Below are 24,686 nucleotides of genomic sequence, written 5' to 3'. Positions count from 1 at the left end.
AGACTGCACCGAACCTCTGCACGTCACCATCGATGTGAAAAAAACTACGACGGCATAAAAAATACCTCAAGGCGGTGAAGAGTACTTGCATCAGTTCGCTCGACGATGGTTATGTTTAGCTTTAATGATGCGGTAACAGAGCTTTAAAGAATTCGGCACGGAGAGTAATTTTTCTAAAAGATAGGAGAACGCTGAACGATTTCCTCGTTTCGTATTGCATTCAATGCAAGAAGCGAGTAAGTTTTGGGGAAGATCTGAGCCTCCTTTGCTTGAAGGGACAATATGATCTACAGTCGTTGCGCGACGTCCACACCACAAACAAGTGTAATGATCCCGTTTTAATGCAGCTTTTCTATACTCTCGAAATGAGAATGGGTTGTAAAGTAATTGGATTGTCTGCTCGTCGATCCAGACGGCACGGGCTCGATTAACTTCCCTCCAAGCCCGGTGAAGTAAACATGGGGTTAGTTTTTGGCCATCCACATTGAGCACTCTTATCATAGTTAATCGCCTCCTAAGGCTAAAGTTAGTATAACCACACACAATTTGATTATTTAATACGTAGATATGTATGTTGGAGACGAGAGGAGTATCGGATATCTTTAATACCTTAACAGTTTGATAACGTCGAAGAAGCCTTGTATGGGAAAGCATCCCTGCAAGGCTTTTTTTTGAATTGGGCTCTGTTAAAACTCGATGTTGATTTTATCATTAAACTAAATGGCAGTTATGCGAAATAGTCACATTTGGTGATGGCAATTTTTGAAGGTTTTTTGTTTAGGCGAAATATTGGTGAGGCGATTGTTTCCAATAAAGCGTTATTATCCCTTTTAGTTTGCCTAACTTGAAAAGTAAACCACCTTATTCCGCTAACGGAAACGTTAGTTGATCATAACAAGGAGCAAAAGGTTCCTAAAAGAATGTGAATCGCAACATCCGAAACAAATCTCTATTTGATTCCCTTATTGTAGATGTAACTCTGCGGCACGTCGCCGGCCGCGGTCTTTTGCCCCGTTTCCAGATTGATTATCCACAGCTTGCTGCCCACCAGCACTTCACTGTCCATGCCGCGGTATAGCACATAACGCCCGTCTTTCGATAGAGCATCGAGATGACCGTTTACTTCATGTTTGCGAATATCCCCAGTTACGACGTCGATATCGAGCACCGATCGATCTTCGCTCTCTGCAACGAGCCTGCTTCCTACGCTGTCCAGTAGTACCGCATAGCCGTACTTGGCGCCGTCGACTAGCACTTTCTCGCCCGTCCCGTCGGCATTGACGAGATGGATGCTGAATGCTTGTTTCTTGCTTAGGACAGCATTCTTATTCGACTCGAACGCAATCGCTCTGCCGTCATTGACCGGCGTCGGTCGGGACGCCCAGTAAAGGATCGTCTTTGACTCTCCGCTGCCCGGGTTCTCCAACTGCACGCGTTTGAGCAGGTTGTCGTAAGCTTCAGCCGGAAATAGGTATCGCTCCGTTTTCCCGTCTCGAGCCAACACCGTAATATTGTTCGTCGAACCATCCTGCTTAATCTGTTCACCTGTCGCCACTGTTAAATTGCTGCGCGGCAGCGTAAATTCGATATCGCCCACTTTGAACACAGCTCTACGCGGTTCCGCCAAGTAATAGGCAAATTCACTCGGCAGCAGCTTAACGTTCCGGTCTTGCCAATAAAAGCTTACTCCATCGTCCTGGATGACATTCGAGTAGCCGATCGATTTTCCCGTATCGATCACAAATCGGTACATTTTCGGATCGCCGTTCGTTTGGTTCGGCGTATAGCTTTCGCGGTCTTCGCTGCGTTTTAGGAGTGAAACGAAGAACGAAGCGCTTCCGCTCTGCATCTCCGCAATCGGCTTATCGTCCGAATACTCCTTATAAATACCCGCTCTCTTTACGGTTTGTTCCGCCGGCTCAAGCGAAACCGATAGTTCCTGCATTTTTTGGTCGTTCGCATACAGCCTATAGCCGTTGAACGCTTTCGGATCCTTGACGGCTACGACGGAATGATCAGAATAACCTTCTACCGCAAAAACATCAGTTCCTTTTGCCAGGAATGCGGCATCACCGTCCTTCGTCTTATAACCTGGATTGTGGACGTTGTCCGCGACTTGGAACGCAACCTCGCCAATTTTAACGCCTATTTTCGCTGGATCCATCAAGACTGCATTCCAGTAATGGCTGTACGAAATACCGTTCAGCTTCAGGAAGTCGACCCAATCAATGATCGCTTGCCCACCAATGCCCCAGCATCCGGACAACAACGCGATCGTTAACAACAACACGCATGCTGCACTCGATAGTCGTCTGATAGTCGCCACTCCTTCATTCTGTTCTTGCTACAATAGACGAGAAATATCCCCAAAGGTTTCATCCTAGTCTGTTACTTAACTAAACGAAGAAAGATAGTGAAACTGATAGATTGCGAGGGACGGGCAGTTTAACGCAACAAATCTCCATTTTTTTCGTCTGAAAAGCAAAGGGGGGCGTATGCGGAAACCTATTTTAGCATGTGTTATTTTAGTTCTTGTGGTTGGAATGGTAGTTCTGTATAAGTTTCAATTACCAGCTTCGCTTAGTTATGATGAAATTGCACCATTAGGAGATGTCGTTAAGATAGAATATCGTCACGGGGGAAACGGCTTATTCTATGAGACAGAGAAAAAGACAGAAATTAATCATTTAATCCAGTCATTGAAAGCAACCACATATCGTAAGATAAAGCCGAATCCATGGACTGGTGGCGGAGGTCTTCAACTGTACGATAAAGAAAACAAAAAAATAATAGGCATGTCGTTTGGACCGAATCAAGATATCCAAATCAATGAAGTTTATTTTCATATGACTAATGATATTAATGACCGACTAAAGACCTTTTTTGATGAATTTTTAATTGATAATAATGTCGTCAAGGGTAAATGAGGTTAAGCTAAATGAAAAGTACAGCAGACGTATCGGTTGCTTTTCAAACGGGTAGATTGTATCGACAATAGGGTCTGGAAAAAAGAGGATTATTAGTGCCTTTCTTGAATAATAAAAAGCTATTGACTCGAACTATAAAGTGGGTGATGGCATGAACTTACAGACACTTTTCCTAGAACAGATCCTTGCACAGTCTTCATTAGGTGGACATGCAAGCGATGTATGGCTTGTAAATACAATTTCCGGTGAATACATTGTAAGATCATCGGGAGTGGATGAAAGTGTGGATGCTCCATTTTTGTGGGTTTGTAGGAACTTATTCGGAATTGAATTGAGCCGCACATATGATATTGAAAGGATCAACCATTTCTTACAGCAAACAACAACTAAAATTTGTGTGCCTAATGTTCTTTCAAAGGGATTAATTGACGGAAGACGATTTGTAATTGTAGAGAAAATGAAGGGCTCACCGCTCGATTTCTTAAATAAGCCGGCAGAGATGATGAAAGAATTTGGTAGAACCATTGGTGAAATTCATGCACGTGAATTTTATGAATGCGGTGCCCCGAACGGTATTTTTCGATATACCTTAAGGGATTTCCCTCGAAAACTTACAAACACGATATGTAACCTGTCCTCACGATATTACTTGTCCAATGATACTGTTACCAAAATGACAGAGTATTACTGTTCACTAGCCTCTAAATTGCCCGTCCCCAAAAGTGCCTCATATATAATGTTGGATATGGATCCACGACAGTTTCTTGCAGACGAGAAGCGAGTGAGAGCAATAGTTGATACTGAAGCCTATGTAATAGGACCGAGAGAATTCGAACTCTCGGCTTTGGAATGTTCCCTAGATCAATTCGGTGCAGATAACTTTATGACTGGGTACCGCTCAGTACTGCCTTTCCCTGACTTAACTCCCGTCCGTGATGTCTATCGGTTCATGTTCTACTTAATGGAAATAAAAGGCCCTTCTGTTGATAAAGTATAGTACAAACCCACGAAAAAATAAATTATTCCAATTGTAAATAAAAAAAAGATTCGGGAGCAACCCAAACCTCATCATTTTTACTAATTATAGACATTGCCCGCGCCTTGAGTAGAACACGAGGATGCATTATTGCGTAATCTTATTTGCATTTGTTGATTTGTAGCTACATTACTCCAGCTTTTTGTATACCAAGTTCCAGGCTGGGTGTAATTTCCATTAACAGTTTGGATGGAACCGTAAGTTGTATCGCCAAAGGTTCCATTTTTGACTAAAGCATATTCCATACTAGTATTACTACCACAAGCACCGACTTGCCAACCACTTATGGAAGGACTGGAATTTTGATTTGTAAAAAGATCTCCATATAACTGATTACCATAATATTGAATGGTAAATTCATAATAGTCCACGCTACTTGCAAAAGCAGCTTGTCCAAAAGAACCGAATAATACTAACGATAAAATTAATGTGCGAATTTTTTTCATAAATTAGTGAGTCTCCATTTTGATAAATTACTCTTTAAAATTGTTAGGGTCATATGGAGTATCCTGACCAACTACTATTTTCCATTGGTTACCTTCTTTTATGACAGGGAATAATCTTTGCACTTTTCCAGCGCTTTTTGTTTTGGTATCTACAGATAAAAGATAATGAGTATCATCCTCTTTTTTTACTGATAATACTTTTGTGCTAATTACGTCATCTTTAGGTAATTTTTTGTAATTTTCATTTTGGATATTCACATCCTCAAAACGTAAGTCTTTTGTGTACTTGACCATATCATCCGCGTTCCCAGATTTAATGGCGGATATGTAAGCATCAAATGTTTGCTCAATTTCCTTTTCGGGAGTAATTGAGGCACTAGTTTGATCAGATACAAAGATTGTTGTTACAGTTAAAGTACCTGCAACTGCCAATCCAAGTAATGCCACTTTAAATTTCTTTTTCATACAAAAGTCTCCTTCACTAACAAATTTTTATAACTCACACAATGAATATACAGATATTAACAAATAATGTATATAGGACTCGAATTCTATATTTTTCCAAATCCACTAGGCACATGGGTAGATGGGTAAAGTTGACATTTTGATTATGATAGTTGGTCTTCATTTCCACATTACTTCAGCAAACTTAGTAAGAGAGTTGAATAAGAAAACGATAAGGCCGCCGATAAAACGCTCGGTAGCTTTCATTAAGCTAAACGTTGAACTATAGTTGAGGGGCTTGCTTCGGCAGCTCCTCTTTTGTTTATTAAAGTAACGAGTAGTGAGATTCTGTAAAATGATGGAGCTTTTGTGAATGCTGAACGTGCTTGTTTTTTCTGAGTGCATGTTCATCTCAACAAAAGTATTCTTCAGTAAGCGAGGTAAACCTCTCGGATAAAGTAGATTCGGATCGAAAAGAAATATTGAGAAATTTAATGACGTTGTTTTTACACGACTTATCCGAATTCATTGAAGGCATAAATTTAAATTCGGATAATGGGCTTTTCGAATTAGCCAGGCACAAACCAACACTCCAGCCTTAAAATTTTGGGAAAGTGTCTATGAATTAAATTTGGTAATGCCTTATGAAAAAAGAAGAGATCGAGGAAGGAATAAGCGTAGTTTATCAATACTTCAAAACTCATTAATTATTCAACGGAAACGTAAGTTGAACTTTATTCTACCCGTGATTACGAAAACCGGATTCCTTTGTAGTAAAGGATTCGGTTTTTTCATTGCAAAAATTCGGGAAATAATCTATGGCGTTTGTACACCTGCACAAACTTCCTTATCTTTACAAAAAAATATCACCTTCCCTTTTTAAATCATGGTAAAATTTAGGGGCACATTTGGGCTTGTCTGTCCATAAAGCCTCTGATTATGAAGAAGTTTTTTTACTCAGCAAACGCTAAGGAGGAATTGTAATGAGTAGGCTAGCAGGATGGAAAACTAAACTTTTTAAAACAACACTTGCCTTAACAATCGCGTTACCGTTTCAAGTATTGGCCACAAGCAGTTGGCAAGCAGTTATGGCGGAAGGACCGACTGATCCGGCTCCATTCATTGAAGCCAAAGTTGTGAATGAAAATGCAGGCAAGAAAGTGCTTTTCGACAATACGCATGAACAAACCGCTGGAGCGGCCGATTGGGTAATTGATGGCGCCTTCTCTGATTTCGCTAATGCTTTAGCGAATAATGGTTATTATGTGAAAGAGCTGCGCAAAACGACACCCATTACCTTGAGTGATTTGAGTGGATACGATGTATTCGTCGTTGCAGAGTCGAATGTTCCTTATAAGACGAGCGAGCAGGCTGCTCTTGAGCAATATGTGCAAGGCGGTGGCAGTATCTTCTTTATCGGAGATCACTATAATGCAGACCGCAACAAGAACCGTTGGGACGGTTCGGAAGTATTTAATGGCTACCGTAGAGGCGCATGGACGAACCCAGCCAGTGGAATGAACGCTGAGGAGACCGCTTCGTCGGCGATGCAGGATGTAGCTAGTTCGGATTGGTTGGCTACACAGTTCGGTTTGCGTTTCCGCTATAACGCTTTGGGAGATATTACGGCGAATCAAATTGTAGCGCCAGAGCAAGCTTTCGGGATTACCAGCGGTGTCTCGACAGTAGCTATGCATGCAGGTTCAACATTAGCCATTCTTGATCCGACAAAGGCCAAGGGGATTGTCTACCTGCCGCAAACAAGCGATGCTTGGGCGAATGCAGTCGATCAAGGTGTATATAACGGAGGCGGAATTGCCGAAGGTCCTTATGTGGCTGTTGCTAAATCGGGTGCAGGCAAGGCTGGATTTATCGGCGATTCCTCACCGGTCGAAGATGCGACACCGAAATATGTCCGTGAGGATACGGGTGCGAAGAAGACGACCTATGACGGCTTTAAAGAGCAGAATGATGGTGTGCTGCTTGTAAATATGGTGAACTGGCTCTCGAAGAAAGAAAGCTATACAAGCTTATCTCAGGTTAGCGGTTTGCAGTTGGATCAACCGACAGCGCTGCTGCCTTTTGAAGATCCGGCTGCGTCAACGGAACCACAGCCAGAGCCTTGGGCTGCGCCAGACGCAGGCTACAAATGGTATGACCGCAGCACTTTTAAAGCGGGGTCATATGGCGGACCTGCGGCAACTGCTAGTGCAGCATACAGCTTTGTGCATCAAGCAACACTGCCCAATGCAGTGGACTTCCCAGTGAGGGTAGTTGTGGATAACCTTCCTGCGTCTACGACTGTAGCGGGGTTCAGTATGGGGATTTATTTGGTCAGCGGGGGCACTCAAATTGCCATGATTCAAAATGCAGACGGCACATGGCCTGCTGTATACGGGTACAGCTCTACGTTCAGCGTGACCTCAGATATTAACGGACATGCTTCCAAAGATTTGCAGGTTCGAATTAAGCCGGGAACGACGGCTGCGGCCAACTTGAGGCTGCGTCAAAACGGAACGAACCTGAAGACCGAAGCCGTTACGCTTGGCAACGTTCCGGCTGAACCGTTACCGGAAGAGCAGGATCCAATTCCGGCGAAGATCACCGTCGCTGAAGCACGGGGGAAAGCTTCAGGAACATTGGTGACTGTGGAGGGTGTTGTAACTACGGAGCCAGGATCATTTGGCGGGCAATCTTTTTACTTGCAGGATGCTTCTGGCGGTCTGTACGTGTTCCAGAGCTTGAGTGGATTCCATCTTGGAGACACCATGAAGGTGACGGCTTCGACAGCGCTATTTAACACGGAGTTCGAGTTAACGAATCCAGTGGAAATTGCCAAAACAGGGGTCGCTGCTGTGCCTATACCAGTAGCTGTAACAGCTGTAACTTACGAGAATCAAGGTCAATTGGTTGAGCTTAGCAATGTGACGATTAGCAATATCATCAGCGCTTCACCGACTGGATCTTTTGAATTTGATGCGGTTAGCGGAGCGGTAAGCAATCATGTTCGAGTCGATGCACGGACTGGATTAACACAAAGTGCGTTCCCGTATCAGGCAGGTCAAACCGTGAATATCCAAGGTGTCGCAGCCATTTTCAAAGGTGTATTCCAGTTGAAACCAAGAGGATTGAGCGATTTCACCAAAGTGGCTGACACCGTGGCACCTGTGACGACAGCGGCATTATCTGCTACTCCCAATAGCGAGGGCTGGTATAAAGAAGATGTGACGGTTACCCTGACAGCTGTGGATGAATCTGCGAGTGCGGTGGGGACCGAATATAGTATCAATGGTGGGACATCAACTGCTTACGTGGCACCCATTGTCATTCAAAACGAGGGAACGAGTACGATCGGATATTTCTCAACAGATGCAGCAGGGAATGTGGAAGCGGCGAAATCTTTGCAGGTGAAATTAGATAAAACAGCACCCGTTGCTGTTTTGACGGAGTCCGGTCACCCTGTGGCGGATGTGACAGATGCGGATACGCTGAGATTTGATTTGAACAGTACAGATGCACACTCCGGTGTGGCTGCGCAGACGTTGACTTTGGATGGCGCTGTGATTAACAGCGGTCAAACCATTGCTGCAGGAAGTCTAGCATTAGGTGCACATGCTGTACAATACAGTGTAGTGGATGCAGCGGGCAATTTGGTGCAATCGACACAAACTTTCAACGTGAGTGCGAGTGTTACATTCAGTCAAGCTACGCTTACTGCTGATGTGGTGTCGTTGAAGCCGTATGAAACGACGGCTACTCACGTTACAGGTACATTAAGCAATGGAGCGCCTGCTGATCTTAGTAGTGCTGTAGTTGCTTACAATACAAGCAATGGAGCCGCAGCTACTGTAGATGCGACAGGTAAAGTTAGTGCTTTGGCAGAAGGTACAACGCAAATTACTGCTACCGTCACGCTGAACGGAAAAACAGTACAAACCAACGCTGTGACTATCACAGTTGTGAAGCCGTTATCGGTTGGAGCGCCTGGTAAGCCAGTTTTATCAGATAACAGTGGTCGTGCAACTGGATTAAAAGATGGTAACTACACCGTCACAATGAACATGTGGTGGGGGAATAACGGCTCCGTGTTCAAGCTGTACGAAAATGGTGTACTGATCAGTACGCAAACATTAACAGACGCGTCTCCAGCAGCACAAGTGACTAAAGTAGATGTGAAAGGTAAAGCGAACGGCACTTATACGTATACGAGTGAACTTATTAATTCCTTCGGAACAACGGCTAGCAGCCCACTTGTAGTCAATATTACAGACGCATTGCCAGGTAAACCAGTACTATCCCAAGATAATTGGGATGGAGATGGCAACTATAAGGTGACGATGAACATGTGGTGGGGCACCAACGCTACCGAGTATCGCCTATACGAAAATGGTATATTAATCGAAACCAAGAGCTTAACCGCAGCTTCTCCGAATGCTCAAAGCGCAGTGTCAACGATTGCCGGCAGAGCCATTGGTGTGTATGAGTACCGCAGCGAGTTGGTCAATGCGGGTGGTGCCACTTCGAGTGACAAGATTACGGTGAAAGTTACGAAGTGAGTAACTAGGTAAGAGATGGAGTAAGTAACGAGTAAGAGATGAAGTGAGTGACGAAGTAAGAGATGACGTAAGAGAAGAAGTAAGTAACGACGTTTTGGAAAAAAGGCCTTTAACGACTTCGCTTGGAGTTGTTGAGGTTCTTTTTTTCTTCTGGGTTAGGGGGACGGAAGAGTGGTCTTGAGTCCATAGTCCAATTGCCACCTCTTGCAGTAATCCATTGCACTCTAGTACCTTATGCCAAAGCAGTCTAAAATCCAGCCCATAGCTGACTCTACTAGCAAACCGCCAGTAGTTTGAATGTAAAGTCCAGTAGCCAAAAGCCTCAAGCCCCGACCAAGGCCATGTAGCCCGACTAAAGTAGAACACCCGCCAGTAGCTAAGAATTCAAGTTCCCCAACCGCAACCGTAACCGCAACCGCAACCGCAACCGCAACCGCAACCGCAACCGCAACCGCAACCGCAACCCCGTAATTTTGCCACATACCGTCTTGTTAGAAACCCGACGTGTCCGCAGCAACAGATGCAGAAAGTGCAGCAAATTATGAGTTTTTCACCGATTTGAGAAGAAAAGATGCATTTAGTACATCAAATATCATCGCTATAGCTGAGATTTGCTATTATTGGCTGAATTAGCTGCACTTTTTGCATGTCTTCTCATGAAAAAAGTCTGTAGGATGAAATTTGCTGCACTTTTTGCATCAAAAGATATTATTACTGTCGCCCGAGTCGGGATTCCCTATTACGTGCCCCATCCTTATCCCCTTTCTACATCAACATTTATATGTCCATCCCCATCGTCGTATCCCACCTCATCCCCATCCGCATCCCCGTCCTCATCGCCATAACCAGCCTACATACCCAATCCTCATCCCTATCTCCATTTTTCATCTTTTTCCGTACCCGTGGCACTCATTCCCGACTACAAGTAAAGAGCAAGCTACTTCCAAGTAATCTAATAATTCTGCACACGAGCTAATATTTGGCGAGGTATCCTGTAGTTTTTCCGAGTGCAACTTTAGTGTAAAGCAGCTCTTCCGCAAACGAGTGTTCATCGAGCAATCAATCAAATGCCCAGAGCCAGCTAGTCTACAAAATCCATGACCCCGCGAGCGAGCTCGTATTGGACGACTCTGCCTCCTGCGGTACGGCATATTGGATTTAGCCATCCTTTGGTACTTAACGATTGAAGAAGTCGTACGGCTGTTCGATGGTTTATTGCGAAGTGTTCTTTAACATCTACGGGGCGTATGGGTCTAGCTAGCTGGTGGAGCAGTCGGATGACCTCTTTTTCAGCTAGGATGGCTCGGTTCGTAGGCGAGGGGGCAGACTGATAGCGGCTCAAAAGCATGCGGAGTAAGGTGATACATAGCTCAGGGCGGTGAGCAACATCGTCGTAAGCGAACGAGACAACTCGAAAGCCAAGGGCGTGGAGGAATATTTCTCGGTTTAACTCTTCGCAATATCGTTTGCGATCCATGTCCAGCACATGGGGGCCGAAGCCTTTGATTTCCCAAATGAATTTCACGTCACCGGGTAAGTAGGCGAAATCCCCGAAGTATGAACGTCCTCTCCAATCTATAACTTCGTATTCAGGGTGTAAATGCTCAAAATCCCCAATTAGCGGAAACCAGACTTGTTCCAAAAAAAGGGCCTCCGCATGTTGGTGCCCGCGTTCAAGTCTGCCTCTGCGTTCTCCAGATCTGCGGGAGATATGGGAGTCGATAAAGACTTGGTGCTTCTCATGAAAATGTAAACGACTCATATGTTCAGCTCCTCTTCGTATAAATAAAAAAACGCCCCTAATTCATCCAAGATGAATAGGGACGTTCTTCGTCACATTAGCACTTATTATAGTCGAAAGGCGAATAGTTGGCTATACCGGCTTTGCTCGGGGTTATGATTTGCTGGCATTTGTTATTCACCTTCGATAACGGTCGGCTTGGGATGTGTGTTCTATGTATAAAAATGTAAAGAAGATGGCACCATGGTCATTATATGATGTATTGAATGGTGGGTGTTAATGGGCATGGGAATAGGAATAGTGAAAACGGCAATATGCTCTTACTGCGATCAACCAGCCACATTTCGAATCGGAAATGTTGACTATGAACAGCACGCTTGTGACAAACATGAGGATGCCGCGCATAGCAAGTTTGATAGAGTGACTGGTGAAGATTCGTGGAGGATGATTTCAATGGCCTCACATGGCTTTCCTGAGCCTTGAAATTATTCATTGTATGTTCTGTGAAATGTTGGTACATAATATCAATATTATTCTTCGAAGGAGGCATAAAATGGATATAGAAATGTTTGAAGAAAATCTAGAAACGACTGTTGAGGCATCGGATATTTTGTCTGTACCAGAAGGAGCGAAAGAGTTTGTCGATATAATTGGTGACGAAAAGCTCGATGGATACGGTAACCCAGCATCAAACTTTGATACACAACAAAGGACATAAATCGAACTCCCCGTGAAAATGGGGAGTTTTTTTATTAAAAGAAAATACCACTAGCGGGGGCTAGTGGTTGGACTTGTAGGAATATTTCTCGGTTTAACTATCGCATACCGTTTGCGATCCATGTCCTGTACATGGGGGCCGAAGCCTTTGATTTCACAAATGAATTTCACCTCACCAGGTAAATAGTCAAAATCCCCGAAATACGAGTTGCCGACTCTGCATTTGTTATATCCGCTTAGCGCAGCTTTGTAAAAGTTACCTACTAGACAAAATCACATCCCGATGGTAGCGTGAATTTACTACGAATGAAAGTTTGTGATGCGTGATGTCCAATCCTCTTGCTTCCCAAGTGAGAGTATCTTCAAGTCGTTCAAGCCGTTTATGGATCGTGCTCGTGCTCGGTTCACTAGCCTCTTTCGGCCCACTCTCGCTCGATATGTACTTACCCGCGCTGCCTGTGCTCGCGAATGATCTTCATACGACTACCTCGCTGGCGCAAATGAGTTTAACTGCCTGCATGCTCGGCCTATCGATCGGTCAGCTCATCGCCGGTTCGGTGAGTGATGTGCGCGGAAGGCGAATGCCACTGCTGATCGGACTCGTTATTTATGCGATTTCCTCGGTTCTATGCATGTTCTCGCCAACGATCTGGTTATTTCTGGGTCTGCGTTTCATTCAAGGTATGGCTGGCGCAGCTGGCATCGTCATTTCTCGTGCGATTGTTCGGGATATGTATGAAGGAGTGGAGCTGACGAAATTTTTTGCCCTTCTAATGTTGGTCAATGGGGCAGCCCCTATTCTTGCTCCCATCGTAGGTGGACAAATTTTGCAATTCACCTCATGGCGTGGCGTATTTCTGGTTTTGAGCCTGGTCGGTGTGGTTATGCTCATTGCTACTGTACTCAGCTTGAAGGAGACACACCCGCCAGAGCGGCGTTCCAAAGGCGGTCTCACCAACACGCTTCGAACGTTCGGCGGCCTGATCACAGACCGTATGTTCATGGGCTATGCGTTAACGCAAGGACTCGTTTTTGCCGGCATGTTTGCCTATATATCGGGTTCCCCGTTCGTGCTGCAGGATATTTTTGGCGTTTCCCCGCAAATGTTCAGTCTTTGCTTCGCAATTAACGGTCTGGGTGTTATCATAACCGGTCAAATCACGGGCAAGCTAGCAGGTAAAATAAGCAACCCTCGATTGCTAGCTGGCGGGCTTGCCATTGCCGCTTTCGGAGGCTTGTTACTGTTCATTTCGACCCTTATCGGGGCAGGGTTATATGCGATTTTGGCGGCTTTTTTCTTCATCGTTTCTAGCGTAGGACCTGTCTCTATAGCAACTTCCTCCCTAGCTCTTCAAAATCAAGGGAAAACAGCGGGCAGTGCCGCAGCATTGTTAGGTTTGCTTTCTTTTATCATAGGAGGTCTAGTTGCTCCGTTGGTCGGTATTGGCGGGAGCCAAACCGCAGTTCCGTTAAGCATCATCATAACCGTGATGGAAATAGGAGCGATCCTATGTTTTATTTTACTCACCCGTAAAAAGGCATTATAAAAAAATCAAATAAAGGTTGCCTCTTTGGATCTTATTAAGACCGAAGGGGCAACCTTTTTCGTATATAAAGGGGTAATTGCTTTATTGAGGCTTTTGCAGCCCCGTTTTCAATCGATTACGCCATTTAACAAGTAGTAAAATAGCCACCGGAATACACAACCCAATCAAGGTATAAACCAAAAACTTTTCAACCAACATAAAAATGATAAGCCACTGATCACCGAAAAGGTAACCAATTCCGAAAAATACAATCACCCATAAAGCTGAGCCAGTGAAGGCAAATAAAGCGAAAATTCGGTATGGAACGCGGATGATGCCTACAAAATAAAAAATAAACTGTCAGATTCCCGGTATGAAATAACTGAAAAGCAGCAATTTGTTTCCGTACTTCGCGTAATATCCTCTAGATTTCTCCAGATGTGCGGGCTTCAAAAATAGCAGTTTGCCATAACGTTCGATCAGAGGCGTTCCCAGTCTATATCCGATCCAATAAGTAATCGTCATGCCGAGTATAGATCCAACCCAAGCCGCAACCATGGCCAAGAACCAATTAAGCACCCCTTTATAAGCTAAAAAACCCGTATACGTCATCGTCGTATTTCCCGGAGGAATCGGAAGCGCAATAGCGTCCAATGGCAGACCGATCAACAATACCCAATAACCATATTGTGCAAATAATTGTTCAATTAGTCCCATAAACTTCATGACCTATGCACTCCTTGTAACCAAAAAAGAGAATATTAGTAGTAGTTGTTTGCTTAGTATACTACTTCAAGTAAAGCCATGAACCGTTTGAAAGTCAAGTTTTGACCAAGACCTAAGTCTAGTTATCGGTGCTTAGACAGACGACAGATAAAACCATAGCAATAAATAAAGGCTGCCGCTTTCGATCGTAAAAGACCGAAGGGGCAACCTTTTTCTCACATTTAGGCGATTTCTTTTTGATAGAGAATAACATTGAATCCATCAATAACGGCAGGGCCTTGCAGGATATAACCGTTTTTCTCAAAAAGCTTCTGGGCGCCGAATTGATTGGATAGTGTATCTAAAATTAGCTGCTTCATACCGAGTTCTTTGGCTCTTTGCTCCAAACGGTCTAAGATCATTTGACCATAGCCTTTTTGCTGAAAGCTGGGATGTACGCGTAATCGTTTGATTTCGGCTTTGTTGTTATCGAGGATTTTCAAACCTCCCATGGCAAAGACGGTGCCATTCTCACCTGTACCTACCAGAAATTCCCCGCCTGACTGCAAATATTGCTCATCAATATGTAGGATATCGTGATAGTGCTGATGAGTAGGTTCTACTTTCGCTTCTGAGATGACTAATAAATGAATTCTCCAAACATCGTCATGATCTAGCGTAGAATAGCGTCGAATTTGTATCATAGAATATCTCTCCTCTTTGTTCTTGCTATAAATGTAATATAAACTAACGTGTAATCGATAACAAATCACGTTTTCTTATATGGAACCATAGAAAAACAAATAAATGCTAGAGATACATAACACATACGTTACATGAATTAAGAGATATCAATACAATACACGCCATAAGTAAAAAGTTGCGTAAGCTTCCCAACCATTCCATCCTTCAGCAAGCTGGCAAATGTGGGAAATTGTCGGTTTCTGCTCTAAACCTAGCACATGCTTCAGTGCATTGTGCAAGCCAACGTCGGCAAGAGGGAAAGCAGCAGGGTTCCGCAAGCAGCGCATCAGCACATAATTGGCCGTCCACGGACCGATACCGCGAATACGCAACAGCTCTTTCTCCATTTGGGCAAAATCGTTCCGCCTCAGCAGCTCCTCTTTAACGAGCAGCCCCTCAACCATCAACTTGGCGACGCCGATTAAGTATTCAGCCTTTTTACCTGTGAACTGTAAGGCAGTCAAGGCATCAGGCGTGAGCTCGGCAATTCGCTCTGGTGTAGGAAATGCCCAATACGTTCGTCCTTCCCAATCTAGCCGTGTGCCGAAGGCTTCAACAAGACGTCTTTTGAGCGTATAGGCAAAAGTCAGGTTGATTTGCTGTCCGATAATGCCCCAGCTCATCGCTTCGAATAGATCTGGAATCCCCATTACGCGCAGCCCGTAAAAGTCCTGTGTGACTTGCCGCAGCAGAGGATCACCCTTGGCCAACTCGTAGAACGGCGTAAGGTCGGTGCCGAGATCAAACCACTCCCACACATAACGAGCCACGTTTTCACGAGTTGAGGGGGTGAGGGGACCGCCCGGACTATAGATAAGTTGAATGCGCAGCTGTGAATTATCCTCACTGTTGACAGCGATTAGGACATGGTTATCCTGGGCCGGAAGCAACTTGTAAATAGCCAAGTTATCCACATGGAATAGGCATTCATTGATTGATCGGGATAAGTAACCGAGATTTTGCTCATATCGAAAAGGATCAGGAAGCGGCAGTGTAAGGGAGTTCGTCTGCTCGCACCAATTTAGGATAGAAGGGTCAAAGGATTGAAGAAGTGGCATGTTAAGTTCTCCTCTTATCTGATAAAGTTTCTTCCTCTATTATCGCTGAAGGCGGCTTTCGTAATCTTGCTTTCTCATCTCTCTTCCCTTACAAGAGCAGGATAGTTTGGGTATACTGAGCTAGTAGGGAAATGGAGCTGAGAGGAGCGGTAGTCATGCAAGAACGGTTTTGGAAAGCGATTGTTACGAATGATGCGGCTTATGATGGTACGTTTTATTATGCGGTGACGACAACTGGGATCTTCTGCAGACCATCCTGCAAATCAAGGCTGCCTAAGAAGGAGAATGTTCGGATTTTTGGGAACCGCCAAGCGGCTTTCTCGGAAAATTATCGTCCTTGCAAAAGGTGCAGGCCAGACGGCGTGAGGCTGCCTGATGAAGAATGGGTGTCTCTTATGGCGGCTCACATCGAAGAGCATTATGCCGAGCCTATGACGCTGACTATCCTGGCAGATCACTTTTATGCGAGTGTCTATCATCTGCAAAGGACGTTCAAACGCGTACAGGGCGTCACGCCTTTAACTTATCTTCAACAAGTACGCATCGAAGCGGCCAAACGGCTGCTTGTAGAGACGAATGCTCCTGTGAATGCGATTGGTGCTCAGGTGGGGATACCGAATGCGGCACATTTTGCCACGATGTTTCAAAAAAAGACCGGTTTTTCGCCATCGGAATTCCGTCAAATACAATCAATTTAAACATAACCGAGGAGGGTTCGAAGATGCAAACTATGCGGGTGGGATCTGAGGAGCAAACTGAACAGGGAGTGTCGGAGGTGCAGACCATGGGGGGGAAGTCTGAGATTCAAACCGAACAGGCGAAGTCAGAGGCGCAAACCGAACAGATACAAACCAAGCAGGGGAAGTCTGAGATGCAAACCAAGCGGGCGAAGCCAGAGATGCAAACCAAACAAGCGAAGCCAGAGATGCAAACCGAACAAGCGAAGTCTGAGATGCAAACCGAACAAGCGAAGTCTGAGATGCAAACCAAGCAAGCGAAGTCTGAGATGCAAACCGAACAAGTGAAGTCAGAGATGCAAACCAAACAAGCGAAGTCTGAGATGCAAACCGTACCGGCCAAGTCTGTCTACTGGGGAGTCGTTCGTATATTAGAGAATAACTTTTTGATGGCGGCAACGGATGAGGGGCTTTGCTATTTGCAATTTCATGAGGCGGATCCTGCAGCTGGTGTTGATGAGGGTGCGTGGTTGGAGTTAGCGAAATGGGCACGTGCGCAGCTGCCTGAGCCTAACTGGGGAGAGGATGCAGAGAAGCTGCAGCCCTATATCCTTCAATTAGAGGAGTACTTGAAAGGAGTACGTACGACATTTACTTTGCCGTTGGATCTGCGTGGTACTACTTTTCAGCAGTCGGTGTGGCGTGTGCTTCATGAGATTCCACATGGCGAAACGTTTAGTTATTCACAGGTAGCCCAGGAGCTGGATAAAATAAGTGCCGTTAGGGCTGTAGGCACTGCTATTGGGGCTAACCCGGTGCTTATCGTGGTGCCGTGTCATCGTGTAGTGGGGAAGGATGGATCGCTAACTGGCTACCGTGGCGGACTTCGGAACAAGGAGAAGCTGCTGAGGTTGGAGCGAGCGGGAATGTGAATGGATGTGGGTACACTAAACTCTAATCCATTGGAGTTATTACAATACTTTTAAATTCTGGCCTGCGGATAACCGATTCCATTGGAGATTATCCAATCAAAACTCATAGAAACGGCAAATTTCATGGAAAATAAAAAATTCCATTGGAGTTATTCCAATGAAAGTTCAAAAGTTAAAGGTAAAATAGGGATTACATTGTATTCTCTCCAATGGAATAGATGAAGTTAGATTATCTAAGTTCTCGAGGAGAAGATCTCGAAAAAAGTGGAGATGAGTCTATGAAGATTGACGTATACCGAAAGACGGCGAAGCAGCTGCTCACGAAAGCGAGCGGCTTTCTTCAGGGGTACACTCACACGCTAAACCCCTATACCGGCTGCTCCTTCGCCTGTTCCTACTGCTACGTGAGGCAGATGCCGGTCGCATTATTCCGCAGCGACCCATGGGGCGGTTGGGTCGACGTGAAAGAAAATGCGGCCGCGCTTCTAGCGAAGGAGCTGGCCAAAGCGAAGAGCAAAGCGCCGGTAACGATCTTCATGTCATCGGCCACGGATCCCTACCAGCCGATCGAACATAAGGAGCGAATCACCCGTTCGCTCCTGGAGGTGATGTCCGCGAATCCGCCGGACTTCTTGTTCGTTCAGACCCGCAGCCCGCTGGTGACACGGGATGCGGACCTGTTAAAGCTGCTCGGCGAACGCGTAAGAGTCAGCATGACGGTCGAGACCGACCGCGAGGATATACGCCGAGCGTTCTCGCCGTCCGCGCCGCCGATTCCGGCGCGGCTAAACGCCCTCCGCGAGCTCGCAGCCCGCGGCATTCCCGTGCAGGCCACGATAGCGCCAGCGCTGCCGAGCTCGAAGCATTTCGCCGAGCAGCTTGCGGGCATCGTGGATCGGGTGTGCATCGACGATTACTTCATGGGCGATGGCAGTGGAGGCAAGCGCACGGAACGCATCGGCGTGCGCGCGATTTATGACGCGCTGGAGCTGCCCAACTGGTACAGTCGGGATGCGTACGAGCGCGTGCGCGAACAGCTCCTGCGGCATTTCCCGCAGGAGCGTGTGTTTGTCAGCCAACAAGGCTTCCTGCCTTGATGGATATAACAAAGCCTCCTTCGGGATTTCCCGTGGAGGCTAGCACGCTAATCCGCCTGCGCAAGCAGAGGCGTCAGTTCTGATTGGCTGCGCATCCGTTGTTTAAATTCTTTGGGCGAGCATTGATTATGCCGCTTAAAAAGCTTGTAGAACTGCGCCATATTCAGTATGCCTACTTCAAAGCTTACTTCCATAATGCTGAGGTCGCCTGTCAACAGGAGACGCTCGGCTTTTTTGATCCGCTTGTAATTAACGTAATCGACGAAGGATATCCCCATTACCTTTTTGAAATACTTAATAAAGTAATGATAGCTCAAATTGAGCACACTGCACATGTCTTCGACCGAAATCCGTTCGCTCAGATGCTCGTCGATAAAGTCTAGCGCCGGACGCACACGAGAAATGCCGGAGTCCTCGGCCAGTGCCGAGAAATCTCTTTTGTCATTGCGCAGCATTAAAAGCAAGAGATTTTTGATCGCTGCACTGATCGCCAACTCGTACCCAATCTTGCGGGATTGCGACTCTTCGTAAATCTGCATGATGAAGTTGTAAGCCGCTTGTTTGACAGCTGCATTGCCTTGAAACAGCTCATTAAATTGCTCAAGTGGATGAGTCAACTCCGAGAAACAGTGCAGGTAGGGCATGGTGCTAAGGTCAAAATGCTGCTTTAGATCAATCTGGAAAACGATTTGCCTTAAGGCATCCGCTGAATGCTTATACGTACGATGCGGCTGAGAAGAGCCCAAGACCATGACATCTCCAGGTGCCATCACCGTATAATCGTGCTTCGTTTGGATGCCGAGTTGCCCTTCTATGACCACAAGAAATTCAACTTGCATATGTGAATGCCAACGCCAAGGAGTTGGAGGCCCGAACTGCGGGGTATCTGAACTCATTTCCCAAATTTTCAAAAAGAGCAAAGGGTTCTGGTAAATGACTTCCTCATTAACGATCTCGGTGAAGGTGCCAGAGCTATGTATAGGGTCCATGGATTTGTATACCTCACTACTGTGAAAGACATTTTTGAATACGTAAAAAGTGGCGGAATGTAAGGTTTATCAGTATTGAGTATATCATTGTTTGAAGGGGAAGGACACTATTGAATAAGAACTAGGCAGGATCTTGCCTTTATTTTCGGCGAGGGAGTGACTATACTCAAAAGTATGAATGAATACGCTACCTTGGAGGGAATAAGAAGATGAGTCAGAAGCTTAGAGTAACAGTTTGGAACGAGTTCCGCCATGAAAAAGAAAACGAAGTCGTACGAGCAGCGTATCCGGATGGTATCCATACAGCGATTGGTGAAGGGTTAAGCGGAGCAGTTGATGTCACTTATGCGACATTAGATGATGCTGAACATGGCTTGTCCGAAGAAGTCTTGAATAACACAGATGTACTCATCTGGTGGGGACATAAGGCGCATAACGAAGTACAGGATGAGATCGTTGACCGCGTTCAAAAGCGTGTATGGCAAGGCATGGGGCTTATCGTGCTCCATTCCGGACACTTCTCCAAAGTGTTCAAAAAGCTGATGGGCACTTCTTGTGACCTCAAATGGCGTGAAGCGGATGAGAAGGAACGTCTTTGGGTTGTTGCTCCGGGTCATCCAATCGTTGAAGGCATCGGCGAGTACATCGATCTTGAAGCAGAGGAAATGTACGGTGAGCATTTTGATATCCCTCAGCCGGACGAGCTGATCATGGTTTCATGGTTCGAAGGCGGCGAAGTTTTCCGCAGCGGATGTACGTTCAACCGCGGCAATGGGAAGATTTTCTACTTCCGTCCTGGACACGAGACGTACCGTACGTACTACAATGAACAAATCCGCCGTGTTATCAGTAATGCGGTTCACTGGGCGGCTCCATCCACACGTGAGTACCCGAAATACGGTAACCACAAGCCGCTTGAAGAGATTAAAGCAAAAGTCAAAGCTTAATTGTTATTTGATGGAATGCTCCCGTTTTCGGGGGCATTTTTATTAGCGCACAAAAATTGTGCGCAAGGACRGCARATCCGTCGCSACCGGGGGCTAGCGCACAAAAATTGTGCGCAAGGACGRCARATCCGTCGCSACCGGGGGCTATTACACAGTCAGACCTAAATCAGTGACTCAGCAGAAGATCGTGTATCACATGGAAAGAGCAATAATCCAAATAATTCACTCACAGTTTAAGTGCTGATGCTGTACTAGATTAGTAGCTTATATCTACTATGCTCGCTAACATAGATACCTTATTGTGGAGTAATTAACCTCTTAGAGCTACTTTTGGTTAGAATTGCTTTATTTTTGTAGAATCCACATTCTTGGTCGCATGATGTTGTATAAAGTGCAACAATTCTGCCTAGAATCGACCTCATATCCTTTCGATGTTGCCATAATGTACAACAATTTAGCTCCAAACAGGAGATTTTGTGACAAATGGGTTCGAATTGTTGTACAAACTACAACTTTTACTAGCAAAAGAGCTTTTTGGCATGTGAAATGTTTCAGAATCTATAACATTGGTAATCACGATAGCTCATCGAAATCGAAGTTGCCAAGTTAGCTGTGGTTAAAGCTTACTTTGGGCACTTTGAACTCATTCTATCGAAGTAGCAATCGTTATCAATAGACATTAAAAATTGACCCCGGCGAATACCGAATAATGGAGCCATCTTGCAGAACAGAATAGGGGTGGGTGTGAGGGTGGAAAGGAACTTTGCGGTGGGCCCCACCATCCCTCCCCGTGCTCAAAAAGTATGGGTTTGCATGTAAAAGGACCGTCAGGGTGATCTGATGTTTTTTTTGTTTGCGATGGTTGTTAGGTGGGTAGGGCATTAGGGGGAGGTCCTTTTTTGGCCGAGTTAAACTTAACGGAACGTCAATCCGCTAAAGTGGATGAAATGCGCTAAAAATTGAATCAATGGAACGAGGGAGTGTTATTTGATCAAATTTGTGGTATTCGAAGCTAAAAACAACGAAATAGCGGCGCTACGTTCCACATTTGCTTGAATTAGTTCACTTTGTAAAGCGTCCGCCCCTCATCTAAAAACAAGAAGACCACCCCGTTGGCATTATCCCCTGGATGGTCTTCTTTAGCATCATTTCTTTATTAGATTCAGCTTAAGAGCCTGCTCTTCCGTTAAAATAAACTCCTCCTGAGGCCATATCTCCTCATCTTTATCTCTCCCGAAGAGACGAAGTATCTCTGACCAGACCCCTTTTTCCATAGCTTCCGAAGCTGAAATCATGATCTTCAAAGCAAACACCTCCTGAGATTAGTTACTTGTATACCATTTTAGCTCAGCGATTAAACTAATGAGTTAGTATGGAGCCACACATTTTTCCTTCATATGCTGCTCCCCCCAGTTGCACATGGCATCTAGAATGGGTTTGAATGACCAACCATAATCGGTTAAGGAGTAGACCACTTTCGGCGGCACTTGATCATAACTTGTTCTTTTCACCATTCCGTCTTGTTCCAATTCGCGTAACTGTTGGGTAAGCATCTTCTGGGTGATGTCGGGAATTAACCTTTTTAATTCGCTTGTTCGTTTGTCCCCTTTGTCCAAATGGCACAGGATGACGACCTTCCATTTACCACCGATCACATCGAGTGTGGCTTCAACTGGAATGTTATAGGCCATAGTCGTAAACCTCCTTTTAAAAATAAGGGTACGATATAGTATCTATATACCTTTAATGTATCTATACTAATTCAAAGTGCGTACTTTCAAAAAGTTCGTATACAAATATAATAGCATTCAGAGCCAAGATGTTAAAGTGTGCGGCCGTTTGTGCTCATGAAACTTTAGGGACAGTTGATTTGTTCGTCTGCTTTCCTAGCTCGATGTAAAAGGCTACGCCATCTTTCTGGTTCGCCGCGCGAACGGTCATGCCGTGATGGTCCATGATTTGTTTCACGATGGCGAGTCCGAGTCCGAATTGACCATCTCCGCCGGAGCGGAAGGGCTCGAAAAGGCTATCCGCGATGGCTTGATCAAGAAGCGGGCCATCATTACTTATACAAAACTCAGATAAAGAGGGTTGCCCTTTTACTGTATTCTCATTGTCGAGTGACTGAGATTTAACGACGATGCGGATACAGCTTTTGGCATAGCGGAGCTGGTTGTCGAGCATATTTTCCAAGGCAATTTTCCATTGTTCCTGATCACCGATTAGTGTGGCATGAGGTGCTAGATCCATCTCCCACTTAATTTCAGGACGACGGTACCGCAGTCGCTCAACCACGTCTTCAATGACAGCATCGATCTCAAAAGGTTGAAAGGGCTTCTCTCGGGCCGTCAAATAGTTCAGCTTATTCAGCAGCAGCAGGTCGCGAATCCGTTTCTCCAGCCGCTCGCCCTCTTTCATAATAACGCCAACGCTCTCATTGAGGGTTCCCTTCGGATAGACGCCGTCTTGAATAGATTGCGCATAGCTGCGAATCACCATCACAGGTGTTTTCAGCTCGTGAGACGTATGCTGCAGGAAGAACTGCTGCGCCCGATCCTGGCGCACTAGCCGCTGCCGCATGGATTCAATCGCTTTGGCTAGCCGGCCAATCTCATCCTTGCGGCTTGTTGTGATGGGCTCGTGCCAGTCACGTTCGGCCATCCGCCCGACATGGCGCTCCATCTGAACGAGTGGACGTGTGAAGTAGCGAGCTATTCCCAGACAGGGGAGCCAGCTAATGACGATAAGACCTACCATCAGCAGCATGAGCCGGCCAAACATCGTCATCACAAGATCGTTGCGATAATTTCCCCAAGCATACGAGACGATGAAGTTGGGCTTCGTTAGATCACCTTCTTTGCGAATCACATAGAAGATACTTTTATTATCAATATTCCGCGTATATTTCTCTACGGGCAGCTGTTGTGCGAAGGCATCATGCTCCATAGCCTGCATGAAGGGCTCGCTAATAGCAGCGCTCGAAGCAAAAGTTTGATTGCTGGCAGCAGTACCGCTTATCATGAAATGCTGAATCGCTGGTCCGCTCAATGTAGCTTGAAGTGGAGCAGTTGCCCGTATCGCCATAGTTGAATTAGGGAGGATGCTGTCGGCTTTATTTAGGTCCATTTTCTGTACGAACAAAATGCGCTTGTCCATAGGTATACCCTGTACAAAGCTGGGAACCGGAAGTTGAATGGTTGGCTCCGCTGGGATTGCCAAAGTTGCCGATTTGCTGGTTTCCACACGAAGACCGCTCTGTGTATCGAGTAAAATATCATACAACTGCTCAGTGAAGAATCCCTTCAGTGTCCAAGGAAGCAGGATAGCGAGCAATGTGAAAATCAATAGTGTTAAGGAGGCGAATGCTCCCCATAGCTTAACGGCAAGAGGCCAATTTCCCAGACGCATTCTCATGCTTTCACCATCCTATATCCGTAACCATATACGGTTTCAAGCCGCAATTCCGGCAGTTTACGGCGTAATCTTCGCACCAAATCGTCAACGACACGATCCGTACCGAAGTAATCGATGCCCCAGACAGCGGTAAGCACCTGCTGGCGTTCAAGCACCTGTCCATGGTGATTCACCAGGTAAAGCAGCAGGTCGAATTCCTTCGACGTAAGCTCCGGGTTCATTCCATCGGCGTCAGTCACGATGCGGCCTTGCTCATCGATCACATAGGGACCAACTGTCAGCTTCACTCGGCGTTCTTGAGTGGCTGTCAGGGATCCGCCAAGTCGGTCCCCATAGACGCGTTCAAGTAATTTACGTGTGCGAATCACGAGCTCCCGAGGTAAAAAGGGCTTGGCCAGATAGTCATCACTGCCTAGCTCTAGTCCAATAATCCGGTCAATATCTGCATCCCTCGCGGAGATAAAGATAACAGGCTGCATCGGTTGATCCGCCTTGATTTCCCGCATGAGCTGATAACCATCCACGCCGGGCAGCATAATATCGAGGACCCACAAGTCCGGCCGCTCCGAGATTGCATCTCGGGCTGAGGTTCCGTCGGGGAACGAGCGCACTTGCCACCCCTCTTTTTCTAAATACGCTGCCAGCACGCCTCTTAAATCCTCTTCATCTTCCACTAGATAGATGTGATACATCTGCATAATCTCCTACTCTCCTGATTACATAGGGAAAA

General features: G+C 45.7%; 23 protein-coding genes. 9 read left to right on the top strand and 14 right to left on the bottom strand.

What is annotated here, in order from left to right; genetic code table 11:
* Positions 1-90 precede the first annotated feature (90 nt).
* Both ASG93_RS03660 and ASG93_RS03655 read right to left on the bottom strand, forming a co-directional pair.
* The gene (locus ASG93_RS03660) at positions 91-501 is read right to left on the bottom strand and encodes an HNH endonuclease (RefSeq protein ID WP_056828907.1); all 411 of its coding nucleotides are present in this window, start codon (positions 499-501) and stop codon (positions 91-93) included.
* Positions 502-949: 448 nt separating this feature from the next.
* The gene (locus tag ASG93_RS03655) at positions 950-2,326 is read right to left on the bottom strand and encodes a hypothetical protein (protein WP_156410773.1); all 1,377 of its coding nucleotides are present in this window, start codon (positions 2,324-2,326) and stop codon (positions 950-952) included.
* Between the two features lie 169 nt (positions 2,327-2,495).
* On the opposite strand from ASG93_RS03655, the gene ASG93_RS03650 reads away from it, so the two are divergent.
* Together ASG93_RS03650 and ASG93_RS03645 are read left to right on the top strand one after the other, a co-directional pair.
* On the top strand, positions 2,496-2,927 hold the full coding sequence (locus tag ASG93_RS03650) for a hypothetical protein (protein ID WP_056828903.1): 432 nt from the start codon (positions 2,496-2,498) through the stop codon (positions 2,925-2,927).
* A 151-nt stretch (positions 2,928-3,078) separates the two neighbouring features.
* Complete coding sequence (locus ASG93_RS03645; protein ID WP_056828902.1) at positions 3,079-3,924, top strand: phosphotransferase; 846 nt, start codon at positions 3,079-3,081, stop codon at positions 3,922-3,924.
* An 80-nt stretch (positions 3,925-4,004) separates the two neighbouring features.
* Here the strand turns inward: ASG93_RS03645 and ASG93_RS03640 are convergent, their stop codons facing one another.
* Complete coding sequence (locus ASG93_RS03640; protein ID WP_056828900.1) at positions 4,005-4,409, bottom strand: hypothetical protein; 405 nt, start codon at positions 4,407-4,409, stop codon at positions 4,005-4,007.
* Between the two features lie 27 nt (positions 4,410-4,436).
* Positions 4,437-4,874 (bottom strand): DUF4878 domain-containing protein, encoded by a 438-nt coding sequence (locus ASG93_RS03635; protein WP_056828898.1) that lies wholly within the window; start codon positions 4,872-4,874, stop codon positions 4,437-4,439.
* Positions 4,875-5,836: 962 nt separating this feature from the next.
* On the opposite strand from ASG93_RS03635, the gene ASG93_RS03630 reads away from it, so the two are divergent.
* A complete protein-coding gene (locus ASG93_RS03630) occupies positions 5,837-9,409 on the top strand; it encodes an OmpL47-type beta-barrel domain-containing protein (RefSeq protein WP_056828896.1) in 3,573 nt (1,190 codons plus the stop codon).
* Between the two features lie 224 nt (positions 9,410-9,633).
* Here the strand turns inward: ASG93_RS03630 and ASG93_RS03625 are convergent, their stop codons facing one another.
* Both ASG93_RS03625 and ASG93_RS03620 read right to left on the bottom strand, forming a co-directional pair.
* On the bottom strand, positions 9,634-9,891 hold the full coding sequence (locus tag ASG93_RS03625; RefSeq protein WP_056828894.1) for a hypothetical protein: 258 nt from the start codon (positions 9,889-9,891) through the stop codon (positions 9,634-9,636).
* A gap of 599 nt (positions 9,892-10,490) precedes the next feature.
* Positions 10,491-11,171, bottom strand: coding sequence for a hypothetical protein (locus ASG93_RS03620; RefSeq protein WP_056828892.1), 681 nt, complete (start codon positions 11,169-11,171; stop codon positions 10,491-10,493).
* Positions 11,172-11,703: 532 nt separating this feature from the next.
* Between ASG93_RS03620 and ASG93_RS35830 the strand changes: the two genes are divergently transcribed.
* Entirely contained in the window at positions 11,704-11,868 is a 165-nt protein-coding gene (locus tag ASG93_RS35830) for a hypothetical protein (RefSeq protein ID WP_200984435.1), read from the top strand.
* A gap of 325 nt (positions 11,869-12,193) precedes the next feature.
* Complete coding sequence (locus tag ASG93_RS03610; RefSeq protein ID WP_056828888.1) at positions 12,194-13,414, top strand: multidrug effflux MFS transporter; 1,221 nt, start codon at positions 12,194-12,196, stop codon at positions 13,412-13,414.
* 339 nt (positions 13,415-13,753) lie between these two features.
* Here ASG93_RS03610 and ASG93_RS36920 read toward each other — a convergent pair whose 3' ends face one another.
* The 3 genes from ASG93_RS36920 to ASG93_RS03595 all read right to left on the bottom strand — a co-directional run bounded on the left by ASG93_RS36920 (position 13,754) and on the right by ASG93_RS03595 (position 15,900).
* On the bottom strand, positions 13,754-14,119 hold the full coding sequence (locus tag ASG93_RS36920) for a DedA family protein (RefSeq protein ID WP_321166668.1): 366 nt from the start codon (positions 14,117-14,119) through the stop codon (positions 13,754-13,756).
* A 221-nt stretch (positions 14,120-14,340) separates the two neighbouring features.
* On the bottom strand, positions 14,341-14,802 hold the full coding sequence (locus ASG93_RS03600) for a GNAT family N-acetyltransferase (protein WP_056828885.1): 462 nt from the start codon (positions 14,800-14,802) through the stop codon (positions 14,341-14,343).
* A gap of 147 nt (positions 14,803-14,949) precedes the next feature.
* Positions 14,950-15,900, bottom strand: a complete 951-nt coding sequence (locus ASG93_RS03595) for a DNA-3-methyladenine glycosylase family protein (RefSeq protein ID WP_056828883.1) — start codon at positions 15,898-15,900, stop codon at positions 14,950-14,952.
* Positions 15,901-16,055: 155 nt separating this feature from the next.
* Between ASG93_RS03595 and ASG93_RS03590 the strand changes: the two genes are divergently transcribed.
* The 3 genes from ASG93_RS03590 (at position 16,056) to ASG93_RS03580 (ending at position 18,606) form a co-directional block, all read left to right on the top strand.
* Positions 16,056-16,598, top strand: coding sequence for a bifunctional transcriptional activator/DNA repair enzyme AdaA (locus ASG93_RS03590; RefSeq protein WP_321166667.1), 543 nt, complete (start codon positions 16,056-16,058; stop codon positions 16,596-16,598).
* Between the two features lie 23 nt (positions 16,599-16,621).
* On the top strand, positions 16,622-17,509 hold the full coding sequence (locus ASG93_RS36915; protein ID WP_321166666.1) for a methylated-DNA--[protein]-cysteine S-methyltransferase: 888 nt from the start codon (positions 16,622-16,624) through the stop codon (positions 17,507-17,509).
* A gap of 278 nt (positions 17,510-17,787) precedes the next feature.
* Positions 17,788-18,606 carry an SPL family radical SAM protein gene (locus tag ASG93_RS03580; RefSeq protein ID WP_056828878.1) on the top strand — a complete coding sequence of 273 codons (819 nt, stop codon included), beginning with the start codon at positions 17,788-17,790 and terminating at the stop codon, positions 18,604-18,606.
* 47 nt (positions 18,607-18,653) lie between these two features.
* Here ASG93_RS03580 and ASG93_RS03575 read toward each other — a convergent pair whose 3' ends face one another.
* The gene (locus tag ASG93_RS03575; RefSeq protein ID WP_056828875.1) at positions 18,654-19,595 is read right to left on the bottom strand and encodes a helix-turn-helix domain-containing protein; all 942 of its coding nucleotides are present in this window, start codon (positions 19,593-19,595) and stop codon (positions 18,654-18,656) included.
* A 209-nt stretch (positions 19,596-19,804) separates the two neighbouring features.
* Here ASG93_RS03575 and ASG93_RS03570 point away from each other — a divergent pair, with 209 nt between their 5' ends.
* On the top strand, positions 19,805-20,542 hold the full coding sequence (locus tag ASG93_RS03570; RefSeq protein WP_047678043.1) for a ThuA domain-containing protein: 738 nt from the start codon (positions 19,805-19,807) through the stop codon (positions 20,540-20,542).
* 1,145 nt (positions 20,543-21,687) lie between these two features.
* Here ASG93_RS03570 and ASG93_RS35825 read toward each other — a convergent pair.
* The 4 genes from ASG93_RS35825 to ASG93_RS03555 form a co-directional block, all read right to left on the bottom strand.
* The gene (locus tag ASG93_RS35825) at positions 21,688-21,846 is read right to left on the bottom strand and encodes a hypothetical protein (RefSeq protein ID WP_200984434.1); all 159 of its coding nucleotides are present in this window, start codon (positions 21,844-21,846) and stop codon (positions 21,688-21,690) included.
* Positions 21,847-21,909: 63 nt separating this feature from the next.
* Complete coding sequence (locus ASG93_RS03565) at positions 21,910-22,233, bottom strand: winged helix-turn-helix transcriptional regulator (RefSeq protein ID WP_056828873.1); 324 nt, start codon at positions 22,231-22,233, stop codon at positions 21,910-21,912.
* A 154-nt stretch (positions 22,234-22,387) separates the two neighbouring features.
* Positions 22,388-23,956 carry a sensor histidine kinase gene (locus ASG93_RS03560; RefSeq protein WP_235550712.1) on the bottom strand — a complete coding sequence of 523 codons (1,569 nt, stop codon included), beginning with the start codon at positions 23,954-23,956 and terminating at the stop codon, positions 22,388-22,390.
* Complete coding sequence (locus ASG93_RS03555) at positions 23,953-24,648, bottom strand: response regulator transcription factor (protein ID WP_056829304.1); 696 nt, start codon at positions 24,646-24,648, stop codon at positions 23,953-23,955. The genes ASG93_RS03560 and ASG93_RS03555 overlap by 4 nt, the downstream gene beginning before the upstream one ends.
* Positions 24,649-24,686: the final 38 nt, after the last annotated feature.

The sequence above is a fragment of the Paenibacillus sp. Soil787 genome (assembly GCF_001429545.1).
Taxonomy (GTDB): domain Bacteria; phylum Bacillota; class Bacilli; order Paenibacillales; family NBRC-103111; genus Paenibacillus_E.
Note: the sequence above shows the minus strand (reverse complement) of the source record. Positions and strands in the feature narration are given on the sequence as shown.

Excerpts from the sequence above, each read along its gene's own strand:
- ASG93_RS03660 (WP_056828907.1), bottom strand. The coding sequence starts at position 501 with ATGATAAGAGTGCTCAATGTGGATGGCCAAAAACTAACCCCATGTTTA.
- ASG93_RS03650 (WP_056828903.1), top strand. The coding sequence starts at position 2,496 with ATGCGGAAACCTATTTTAGCATGTGTTATTTTAGTTCTTGTGGTTGGA.
- ASG93_RS03645 (WP_056828902.1), top strand. The coding sequence starts at position 3,079 with ATGAACTTACAGACACTTTTCCTAGAACAGATCCTTGCACAGTCTTCA.
- ASG93_RS03640 (WP_056828900.1), bottom strand. The coding sequence starts at position 4,409 with ATGAAAAAAATTCGCACATTAATTTTATCGTTAGTATTATTCGGTTCT.
- ASG93_RS03635 (WP_056828898.1), bottom strand. The coding sequence starts at position 4,874 with ATGAAAAAGAAATTTAAAGTGGCATTACTTGGATTGGCAGTTGCAGGT.
- ASG93_RS03630 (WP_056828896.1), top strand. The coding sequence starts at position 5,837 with ATGAGTAGGCTAGCAGGATGGAAAACTAAACTTTTTAAAACAACACTT.
- ASG93_RS03625 (WP_056828894.1), bottom strand. The coding sequence starts at position 9,891 with ATGTGGCAAAATTACGGGGTTGCGGTTGCGGTTGCGGTTGCGGTTGCG.
- ASG93_RS03620 (WP_056828892.1), bottom strand. The coding sequence starts at position 11,171 with ATGAGTCGTTTACATTTTCATGAGAAGCACCAAGTCTTTATCGACTCC.
- ASG93_RS35830 (WP_200984435.1), top strand. The coding sequence starts at position 11,704 with ATGGATATAGAAATGTTTGAAGAAAATCTAGAAACGACTGTTGAGGCA.
- ASG93_RS03610 (WP_056828888.1), top strand. The coding sequence starts at position 12,194 with ATGTCCAATCCTCTTGCTTCCCAAGTGAGAGTATCTTCAAGTCGTTCA.
- ASG93_RS36920 (WP_321166668.1), bottom strand. The coding sequence starts at position 14,119 with ATGAAGTTTATGGGACTAATTGAACAATTATTTGCACAATATGGTTAT.
- ASG93_RS03600 (WP_056828885.1), bottom strand. The coding sequence starts at position 14,802 with ATGATACAAATTCGACGCTATTCTACGCTAGATCATGACGATGTTTGG.
- ASG93_RS03595 (WP_056828883.1), bottom strand. The coding sequence starts at position 15,900 with ATGCCACTTCTTCAATCCTTTGACCCTTCTATCCTAAATTGGTGCGAG.
- ASG93_RS03590 (WP_321166667.1), top strand. The coding sequence starts at position 16,056 with ATGCAAGAACGGTTTTGGAAAGCGATTGTTACGAATGATGCGGCTTAT.
- ASG93_RS36915 (WP_321166666.1), top strand. The coding sequence starts at position 16,622 with ATGCAAACTATGCGGGTGGGATCTGAGGAGCAAACTGAACAGGGAGTG.
- ASG93_RS03580 (WP_056828878.1), top strand. The coding sequence starts at position 17,788 with ATGAAGATTGACGTATACCGAAAGACGGCGAAGCAGCTGCTCACGAAA.
- ASG93_RS03575 (WP_056828875.1), bottom strand. The coding sequence starts at position 19,595 with ATGGACCCTATACATAGCTCTGGCACCTTCACCGAGATCGTTAATGAG.
- ASG93_RS03570 (WP_047678043.1), top strand. The coding sequence starts at position 19,805 with ATGAGTCAGAAGCTTAGAGTAACAGTTTGGAACGAGTTCCGCCATGAA.
- ASG93_RS03565 (WP_056828873.1), bottom strand. The coding sequence starts at position 22,233 with ATGGCCTATAACATTCCAGTTGAAGCCACACTCGATGTGATCGGTGGT.
- ASG93_RS03560 (WP_235550712.1), bottom strand. The coding sequence starts at position 23,956 with ATGAGAATGCGTCTGGGAAATTGGCCTCTTGCCGTTAAGCTATGGGGA.
- ASG93_RS03555 (WP_056829304.1), bottom strand. The coding sequence starts at position 24,648 with ATGTATCACATCTATCTAGTGGAAGATGAAGAGGATTTAAGAGGCGTG.